This is a genomic window from Microbacterium sp. (genome assembly GCF_031178525.1).
In the GTDB taxonomy this organism is placed as follows: Bacteria; Actinomycetota; Actinomycetes; order Actinomycetales; family Microbacteriaceae; genus Microbacterium.
Genome location: NZ_JAPSJA010000288.1, coordinates 1 through 2,938 on the forward strand (window position 1 = coordinate 1; position 2,938 = coordinate 2,938).

General features: G+C 72.3%; 3 protein-coding genes and 1 pseudogene. All 4 read right to left on the minus strand.

Annotated features, from left to right (window positions below; genetic code table 11):
• Positions 1-178, minus strand: a pseudogene (locus tag RIF89_RS13275) (superoxide dismutase); the annotation flags it as partial.
• A 138-nt stretch (positions 179-316) separates the two neighbouring features.
• Positions 317-1,288: a DNA-binding protein WhiA gene (gene whiA, locus RIF89_RS13280; RefSeq protein WP_309069568.1), complete on the minus strand. Its 972-nt coding sequence runs from the start codon at positions 1,286-1,288 to the stop codon at positions 317-319.
• 113 nt (positions 1,289-1,401) lie between these two features.
• Entirely contained in the window at positions 1,402-2,289 is an 888-nt protein-coding gene (gene rapZ / locus RIF89_RS13285) for an RNase adapter RapZ (protein WP_309069569.1), read from the minus strand.
• 10 nt (positions 2,290-2,299) lie between these two features.
• On the minus strand, positions 2,300-2,938 hold a 639-nt coding region (locus RIF89_RS13290; RefSeq protein ID WP_309069570.1), incomplete at its 5' end, for a helix-hairpin-helix domain-containing protein.

The window sequence follows — 2,938 nt, forward strand, 5'->3', positions numbered from 1 at the left end:
TCACGTTGGCGAAGTCGCCGGCCTCTCGCGCGGCGGCGAGCTGCTCGAGCGCCGTGTTGGCTCCGGCGACGTACGTGGCGTGGTGCTTGTCGTGGTGCAGCTCCATGATCTTGCCGCTGATGTGCGGCTCGAGCGCCGCGTAGTCGTAGGGCAGGTCGGGGAGGGTGTAGACAGCCATGCGATGTTCCCATCCGCGCCGGGCTGCCGGCGCTATCGGTGTGCCTCCGCGTCGCTTTCGCAACGGGACCGGACGATCCTCATCCTAGTGACGCCGGAAGGCCGCGGGACTCCCTGTTGCGCGGATCGCGGCCGTGGCCTAAGAACCGGCGGGAACGGCCGATTCCGTGCCGGGCACGCCGTCCTGCTCCGCGCGCTTGTCGGCCATCGCCAGCAGCCGGCGGATGCGTCCCGCGACGGCGTCCTTGGTCAGCGGCGGGTCGGCGTGGTGACCGAGCTCGTCCAGGCTGGCGTCGCGGTGCGCGAGGCGCAGCTCGCCGGCCTGACGCAGGTGCGGCGGCACCTCGTCGCCCAGGATCTCGAGCGCACGCTCCACACGCGCGCACGCGGCGACGGCGGCCTGAGCCGAGCGGCGCAGATTCGCGTCGTCGAAGTTCACGAGGCGGTTCACGCCCGCACGGACCTCGCGGCGCTGGCGCAGCTGGTCCCACTCGGTCGCGGTCTGCGCGGCGCCCATCGCGACGAGCATGCCGCGGATGGCCTCCGCCTCGCGCACGACGACGCGCGGCACACCGCGCACCTCGCGGGCCTTCGCCGCGACGCCGATGCGATGGGCGGCGCCGACCAGGGCCATGCCCGCCTCGCCCGTGGGGCACGAGATCTCGAGCGACGCCGAGCGACCCGGCTCCGACAGGCTGCCCGAGGCGAGGAACGCGCCGCGCCATACGGCCGCGAGATCGTCCCGCGAGCCTGTGGTGAGCTTGTTCGGCAGGCCGCGCACGGGGCGGCGGCGCACGTCGAGCAGGCCGGTCTGGCGCGCGAGCGTCTCGCCGCCGTCGACGACGCGCACGGCGAAGTACTCGCCCTCGCGGCTGCCGGAGCCCTGGATGCGGGCGAGCTCGGGACGCACGCCGTAGATCTCGGCGATGTCGCGCGCGGTGCGGCGGGCCAGATCGGGGGTGTCGACCTCGGCCTCGACCGCCACGCGTCCGGCGATCGAGTGCAGGCCGCCCGCGAACCGCAGAAGCGCGGTCAGCTCGGCGACGCGCACCGACGGACGCGGGTCGCGCACGGCGACAAGCTCGGCCTTGACATCGGCGGTCAAAGACAACGTTCCCCCTACTTCTGAGACTGCAGCGCCACGATCGGCGCGAAGACTCAGCCTACCTTCCGCGGGCCCTCCGCCACCGGGGGTGACTTCTCAGCCGGAGGCGCTAGCCCGGGTCATTCGCGCCCGAGGTCGCGGTGCCGCACGCGCACCGACACGCCCGTCGCGTCCTTGAGGCGCTCGGCGAGGGCGATCGCCATCGCGACGGAGCGGTGCTTGCCGCCCGTGCAGCCGACCGCGACGGTGGAGTGCCGCTTGTTCTCCCGCTGGTAGCCCGCGAGCACCGGGCGGAGCGCGTTCGCGTACGCGTCGAGGAAGTCCGCCGCGCCGTCCTGCGCCATGACGTAGTCGCTGACCTCGGCGTCCTCGCCTGTGAGCCCCCGCAGATCGTCGTTCCAGAACGGGTTCGGCAGGAAGCGCATGTCGGCCACGAGGTCGGCGTCGGGGGGCAGTCCGTACTTGAAACCGAAGCTCTGCACGGTCACGATGTGGGCGGGCGCCTCCGCGTCGGCGAACAGGTCCCCCACGCGGTTCGCCAGCTGGTGGATGTTGAACCGAGAGGTGTCGATGATCACGTCGGCGCCCTCACGCAGCGGCGCCAGCAGCGTCCGCTCGCGGTGGATGCCGTCGACGATCGTGCCGTTCCCCTGCAGCGGGTGCGGCCGGCGCACGGCCTCGAAGCGGCGCACGAGCACCTCGTCGGAGGCGTCGAGGAACACGACCCGCAGGTTGCGGCTGTCGCGGATGGCCTGCGCCTCCGCGGGCAGCTCGGCGAACAGATCGCGGCCTCGCACGTCGACGACCGCCGCGACGCGCGGCAGCTGTCCTCCCAGACGTCCCGCGAGATCGAGCAGCGGCCGCAGCATCTGCGGTGGCAGGTTGTCGACGACGTACCAGTCGAGGTCCTCGAGCGCGTTCGCGACCGTCGACCGCCCGGCACCGGACATGCCGGTGACGATGAGCACCTCTCCCGTGCCACCCGGCTCGTGCGCGTCCTCGACCATCAGCTCAACCCTATGCCGTCGCGCGTTCTTCCCGCAGATCTCCCTGCAGGTGGCGGAACACCGTCTCGGCGAGCTTGGGCCCGATGCCCGGCAGCTCCTCGATCTGCTCGACCGTCGCCGTGCGCAGCGCGGCGACCGAGCCGAAGTGCCGAAGCAGGGCCCGGATGCGCGCCTCGCCGAGCCCGGGGACCTCGCTCAGCACGCTGCGGATGTCGCGCTTGCGCTTGCGACGCTGGTGGGAGATGGCGAAGCGGTGCGCCTCGTCGCGCAGGCGCTGCACGAGATACAGGGCCTCGCTCGTGCGCGGCAGGATGACGGGGAAGTCGTCGCCGGGCAGCCAGATCTCCTCCAGGCGCTTGGCGATGCCGCAGAGCGCGATCTCCTCGTGACCGGACTCTCGCAGGGCGCGCGCCGCGGCCTCGACCTGGGGCTTGCCACCGTCGACGATCAGCAGCTGCGGCGGGTAGGCGAAGCGCGGACGCTTCTTGACGACGCCGTCCTCGTCCGGCTGCGCCTCGGGCTCGTCCGCTCGGTCGAGGTGCGCGAGGCGCCGTGTGAGGACCTGATGGATCGAGTCGGTGTCGTCCGTCGTGTGGGCGATCGAGAACGAGCGGTACTGGTCCTTGCGCGGCAGCCCGTCCTCGAAGAC

What these genes read in the sequence shown, in the direction of transcription:
- rapZ (WP_309069569.1), bottom strand. Translation starts at nt 2,289, where the DNA reads ATGGTCGAGGACGCGCACGAGCCGGGTGGCACGGGAGAGGTGCTCATC.